Source organism: Streptomyces sp. NPDC057654 (genome assembly GCF_042800135.1).
Lineage (GTDB): Bacteria > Actinomycetota > Actinomycetes > Streptomycetales > Streptomycetaceae > Streptomyces.
Genome location: NZ_JBHVHQ010000597.1, coordinates 1 through 5,461, shown reverse-complemented (window position 1 = coordinate 5,461; position 5,461 = coordinate 1). Strand labels below are relative to the sequence as shown.

Here is a 5,461-nt window from a genome sequence, read left to right as displayed (position 1 = left end):
GCACAGGCCGTATACGGGGCGTACGGGCGGGTCAGCGGCGGTGGCGCGCCTGGCCGCGCGGCTGGGGCTCGGCGGCACCGGTCGGCGTCACGGTGTCGTTCCCGGCTCCCCCGCTCTTCGCCACGCGCTCCTCAGCCTCCATCTCCGCGATCACGTCGATCGGCGGCGGCGCCTTCGCCAGGAAGATCCACGTCAGATAGACGCAGAGCAGGAACGGCGGGATGCCCAGCGCCACCTTGACCCAGCCCAGCTGCGTGGCGTCGCCCCACCAGTACAGCGGGAAGAGCACCGCCGACTTGGCGAGCAGGATGAGGCCCCACGCCCAGGTGGACTTGGTGTACGCGCGGAAGCGGCCCGGGTTGCGGGTGCGCCAGGAGAGGTTCTCCTTGAGCATCGGGCCGAGCAGCACCCCGATCAGCGGGAACCGGGCCAGCGCCGAGACGATGTACGCGACGGCCAGGCCCAGGGTGTAGAGCATGCCCGGCAGGTAGAAGTTCTTGGCGTCGCCGGACATCATCGCGAAGATCGCGCCGAAGGCGACCCCGAAGACGCCGCTGAGCGCGTGCTTGAGGGTCTGGCGGCGCACCAGGCGGGCCACGGCCAGCACCGCGGAGAGCGCCAGGGACGCGATGGCGGCGGAGTGGATGTCCCGGTTGATCGTGTAGATCAGCACGAAGACCAGGCCGGGCACGGTGGTGTCCACCATGCCCCACACGCCGCCGAACGCCTCCAGCAGCGCCGTGTCGGCCGCCGCCTTGCCGGACGCCGCCGGATCGTGCGCGGCGGGGTCCTGATCGGTGGTGGTCGGCTTGTCGGTAGACGGCACCGGCTACTCCTGTCCGAGCGGTCGGAGTTCGTATTTGGGATTGAAGAGCACCCGGCGTCCGTGGCTCATGGAGATGCGGCCGGAGGCGATCAGCTTGCGGCCGGGCTCGATCCCGACGATGGAACGGCGGCCGAGCCACACCACGTCGAGCGCGGCCGACCCGTCGAACAGCTCGGCCTCCAGCGCGGGCACGCCCGCCCGGGGGCGCAGCGTGACCGTCCGGAGAGTGCCCGTGACCTTCACTATCTGGCGGTCGTCGCAGTCGCAGATCCGGGTGCAGCCGGCGGACTGGGTGTCCTGCTGGAGCTCGGCGGAGTGCAGCTCCTCCTGGGAGGTGGACAGCCGGTCGAGCATCCGGCGGAAGCGGCCGGTCGGCTTCTCGGTTCGGGGTACGGCACTCATGCAGCCAGCGTACCGGGGGTGACCGCGCCGATCGCCCCGCATCACTGCTCGAAGCGGTATCCCATTCCGGGCTCGGTGACGAAGTGCTTGGGGTGCGACGGATCGGCCTCCAGCTTGCGGCGCAGCTGCGCCATGTAGACCCGCAGATAGTTGGTCTCGGTGCCGTAGGAGGGGCCCCAGACCTCCTGGAGGAGCTGCTTCTGGCTGACCAGACGGCCGGTGTTGCGGACCAGCACCTCCAGCAGGTGCCACTCGGTGGGCGTCAGCCGGACGTCCCGGCCGCCGCGGTTGACCTTCTTGGCGGCGAGGTCGACGGTGAAGCCGTCGGTCTCCACGACGACGGCGTCGTCGGGGGTGCCGGCGGGCTCCGCGCGGCGTACGGCGGCGCGCAGCCGGGCGAGCAGTTCGTCCATGCCGAAGGGCTTGGTGACGTAGTCGTCGGCGCCCGCGTCCAGCGCCTCGACCTTCTCGTCCGAGGTCTGGCGGGCGGAGAGGACCAGGATGGGGACGCGGGTCCAGCCGCGCAGACCCCGGATGACCTCGACGCCGTCCATGTCGGGCAGGCCGAGATCGAGGATGATCACGTCGGGGTGGCGGGCGGCGGCGAGCTGGAGGGCGGTCGCGCCGTCGGGGGCCGCGTCCACGTCGTACTTCCGTGCCTTCAGATTGATCACGAGGGCGCGGACGATCTGCGGCTCGTCATCCACCACGAGCACCCGGTTCATTCGGTGGCCCGCCTTTCTGGGGTTGTCCTGTCGGTGAAGGGGTTCATGAGATGGCCTGGGCCGGGAGGTCCGGGCGTACGGGCGGGCGGCCGGGCGCGGCCCGCAGGGTGAGCACCATGGTCATGCCGCCGCCGGGGGTGTCCTCGGCGGTGAGGGTGCCGCCCATGGCCTCGGCGAAGCCGCGGGCGACCGCGAGGCCGAGGCCGACGCCCGCGCCTCGGGGTGCGTCACCATAGCGCTGGAACGGCTCGAAGATGCGGTCCTTGGCGCTGTCGGGGACGCCGGGGCCGCGGTCGGCGACGCGCACCTCGACGCGTTCGCCGAGCGCGCTGGCGGCCACCAGGACGGGCGCGTCGTCGGGGCTGTACTTGACGGCGTTCTCGACGAGGTTGGCGACGCCGCGCTCCAGCAGGCCGGGGTCGACGGCGACCATCGGCAGCGTCTCGGGGATGTCGAGGGTGACGCTGCCCTCCGGTACGCCGCCGAGCGCCATCGGGACCACCTCGTCGAGGTCGATCTCGCGGATCAGCGGGGTGACGGTGCCGGTCTGGAGCCGGGACATGTCCAGCAGGTTGCCGACCAGGTGGTCGAGGCGGTCGGCGCCGTCCTCGATGCCCGCGAGCAGCTCCGCCTCGTCCTCCTCGGACCAGGCCACGTCGTCGGAGCGGAGCGAGGTCACGGCGGCCTTGATGCCGGCCAGCGGGGTGCGCAGGTCGTGGCTGACGGCGGCGAGCAGGGCGGTGCGGATGCGGTTGCCCTCGGCGAGCGCCTGGGCCCGCTCGGCCTCGCCGACGAGGCGCTGCCGGTCGAGTACGACGGCGGCCTGGGCGGCGAAGGCGGCGAGCACGCGGCGGTCCTCGGCGGGCAGCACCCGGCCGGAGAGGGCGAGCGCCATGTGGTCGCCGACGGGCATGTCGACGTCGGCCTCCTCGGGGCGGGTCAGCGTCCGGGCGCCGACGCTGCCCGCGCAGGTCCAGGGCTCGACGTCGCCGGCCCGTTCCAGCAGCGCCACGGACTCCATCGCGAAGGTCTCGCGGACCCGCTCCAGCAGGGCGTCCAGGCTGGTCTCGCCGCGCAGCACGCTGCCCGCGAGGAAGGAGAGGATCTCGGACTCGGCGCGCAGCCGGGCGGCCTGGTGCGTACGGCGGGCCGCGAGGTCCACGACGGAAGCCACCGACACGGCCACCGCGAAGAAGATCACGATGGCGACGATGTTCTGCGGGTCCTGGACGGTGAGGTTGTGCGTGGGCGGCGTGAAGTAGAAGTTGAGCAGCAGCGAGCCGACTGCCGCGGAGGCCAGGGAGGGCAGCAGCCCGCCGAGGAGGGCTGCGACGACGGTCAGGAAGAGGAAGAGCAGCACGTCGTTGGCGAGGCCCGGCCCGTCGTCATCCAGCTGGGTGAGGAAGAGCGAGAGCAGGATCGGGGCGATGACGCCGGCGCACCAGCCCGCGATGATGCGGGGGCGGCCGAGCCGGGCGCCGCGCGCCACCGGCAGGCCGCGGCCCTTGGCGACCTCTTCGTGGGTGACGATGTGCACGTCGAGGTCGGGGCCGGAGTCGCGGGCGACGGTCTGGCCGACGCCGGGTCCGAAGATGTACTGCCAGTTCTTGCGGCGGCTGGAGCCGAGGACGATCTGGGTGGCGTTGACGCCGCGCGCGAATTCCAGGAGTGAGCTGGGTATGTCGTCGCCGATGACGTGGTGGAACGTGCCGCCGAGGTCCTCGACCAGGGTGCGCTGGACGGCCAGCTCCTTGGGCGAGGCGGAGGTCAGTCCGTCGCTGCGGGCGATGTAGACGGCGAGGATCTCGCTGCCGGAGCCCTTGGCGGCCATCCGGGAGGCGCGGCGGATGAGGGTGCGCCCCTCGGGCCCGCCGGTGAGCCCGATGACGATGCGCTCGCGGGCCTGCCAGATGGTGGAGACGCTGTGGTCGGTGCGGTACTGGCGCAGGTACTCGTCGACGCGGTCGGCGGTCCACAGCAGGGCCAGCTCGCGCAGCGCGGTGAGGTTGCCGGGCCGGAAGTAGTTGGAGAGGGCGGCGTCGACCTTGGCGGACTTGTATATGTTCCCGTGCGCCATGCGGCGGCGCAGCGCCTGGGGCGACATGTCGACGAGCTCGATCTGGTCGGCGCGGCGCACCACCTCGTCCGGCACGGCCTCGCGCTGGCGTACGCCCGTAATGGACTCGACGACGTCGCCGAGCGATTCGAGGTGCTGGATGTTGACGGCGGAGACGACGTCGATGCCCGCCTGGAGCAGTTCCTCCACGTCCTGCCAGCGCTTGGTGTTCCGGGAGCCGGGGACGTTGGTGTGCGCGAGCTCGTCGACGAGGGCGACGGCGGGCCGGCGGGCGATGACCGCGTCGACGTCCATCTCGGGGAAGACGGTTCCCCGGTATTCGAGCTCGCGGCGGGGCACTTCCTCCAGGCCGTGCAGCATGACCTCGGTGCGCGGCCGGTCATGGCACTCCACGAACCCGACGACGACGTCGGTGCCGCGCTCCATGCGGCGGTGTGCCTCCGACAGCATCGAGTACGTCTTCCCGACCCCCGGTGCCGCCCCCAGATAGATCCGAAGCTTGCCGCGTCCCATGGCCCCATCTTCTGTCCCGGGCCGACTCCGCGCCCTGTTTATCTCCACGCACTGTCGACCTTACGGCCAAGGATTCGGACAAATGGCCTGGGGGACGGTGTGCGACCGCGTATTGACGCAGCTCTGACGCCGGGTGCCGCGGGGCGCGGCGGGGGTACGGCCACGACTGCGCCAGGGGGCCCGCCGGGGTCGTACCGGAGGCTCTGCCTGAGGTCCTGCCAGGGTCCTGCCGCCGGGGCTCCGGCGCGGGAAATTCGGCTGCCTCCGCCGTCCGGCGCTGCCAGGATGCCCGGTATGGCTGAAGTACGTACCGCGCATACGGCGGATCTGGACCCGGCGACGCTGAAGGCCGTGCGGGCCCTTCTCGACGACGCCTTCGACGGGGACCTGGCGGACGAGGACTGGGACCACACGCTCGGCGGGATGCATGTGCTGCTGTGGGAGGACGGGGAGCTGATCGGGCACGGGGCGGTGGTCCGCCGGCAGTTCCTGCACGCGGGCCGCGCCGTGCGCGCGGGCTACGTGGAGGGCGTGGGCGTACGGGCGGACCGGCGGGGCCGGGGCCACGGCTCCGCGGTGATGGACGAGGCGGAACGGCTGCTGCGCGGCGGCTACGAACTGGGGGCGCTGTCCGCGTCGGACGAGGCGGTCGGCTTCTACTCGGCGCGCGGCTGGCGGCTCTGGCCGGGCACGACCTCGGTGCTCGGCCCGACGGGCATCGAACGGCTCCCGGACGAGGAGGGCGGCGTGTTCGTCCTGCCCGTGACCACGGAGCTGGCACTGGACGGGGACCTGGCGTGCGACTGGCGGTCGGGGGATGCCTGGTAGCGGGGCGGGCGGTACGGGCGTGGGGGGGGGGGCGGCCCCCCCCCCCCCCCCCCCGGCGCCCCCCCCGGGGGGCGGCGGCGGGGGGGGGCC

Annotated in this window: 5 protein-coding genes; 1 reads left to right on the top strand and 4 read right to left on the bottom strand. The window is 72.6% G+C overall.

Going from position 1 to position 5,461, the window contains the following annotated elements; translation table 11 throughout:
• Nucleotides 1–31: 31 nt before the first annotated feature.
• Genes ACFU99_RS31545 through ACFU99_RS31530 form a run of 4 tightly spaced genes read right to left on the bottom strand, consistent with a single transcriptional unit; the run spans nucleotide 32 to nucleotide 4,543 of the window.
• Nucleotides 32–826, bottom strand: coding sequence for a DUF3159 domain-containing protein (locus tag ACFU99_RS31545; protein WP_384398524.1), 795 nt, complete (start codon nucleotides 824–826; stop codon nucleotides 32–34).
• Between the two features lie 3 nt (nucleotides 827–829).
• Nucleotides 830–1,228, bottom strand: coding sequence for an OB-fold nucleic acid binding domain-containing protein (locus tag ACFU99_RS31540; protein WP_362155219.1), 399 nt, complete (start codon nucleotides 1,226–1,228; stop codon nucleotides 830–832).
• 41 nt (nucleotides 1,229–1,269) lie between these two features.
• Nucleotides 1,270–1,953: a response regulator gene (locus ACFU99_RS31535; RefSeq protein WP_363131037.1), complete on the bottom strand. Its 684-nt coding sequence runs from the start codon at nucleotides 1,951–1,953 to the stop codon at nucleotides 1,270–1,272.
• A gap of 43 nt (nucleotides 1,954–1,996) precedes the next feature.
• On the bottom strand, nucleotides 1,997–4,543 hold the full coding sequence (locus tag ACFU99_RS31530) for a DUF4118 domain-containing protein (protein ID WP_384398522.1): 2,547 nt from the start codon (nucleotides 4,541–4,543) through the stop codon (nucleotides 1,997–1,999).
• A 285-nt stretch (nucleotides 4,544–4,828) separates the two neighbouring features.
• Between ACFU99_RS31530 and ACFU99_RS31525 the strand changes: the two genes are divergently transcribed.
• Nucleotides 4,829–5,371: a GNAT family N-acetyltransferase gene (locus ACFU99_RS31525; RefSeq protein WP_384398520.1), complete on the top strand. Its 543-nt coding sequence runs from the start codon at nucleotides 4,829–4,831 to the stop codon at nucleotides 5,369–5,371.
• Nucleotides 5,372–5,461: the final 90 nt, after the last annotated feature.

Bases quoted from the DNA above. Each gene is read 5' to 3' on its own strand.
- ACFU99_RS31535 (WP_363131037.1), bottom strand. From the start codon at position 1,953: ATGAACCGGGTGCTCGTGGTGGATGACGAGCCGCAGATCGTCCGCGCC.
- ACFU99_RS31540 (WP_362155219.1), bottom strand. From the start codon at position 1,228: ATGAGTGCCGTACCCCGAACCGAGAAGCCGACCGGCCGCTTCCGCCGG.
- ACFU99_RS31530 (WP_384398522.1), bottom strand. From the start codon at position 4,543: ATGGGACGCGGCAAGCTTCGGATCTATCTGGGGGCGGCACCGGGGGTC.
- ACFU99_RS31525 (WP_384398520.1), top strand. From the start codon at position 4,829: ATGCCCGGTATGGCTGAAGTACGTACCGCGCATACGGCGGATCTGGAC.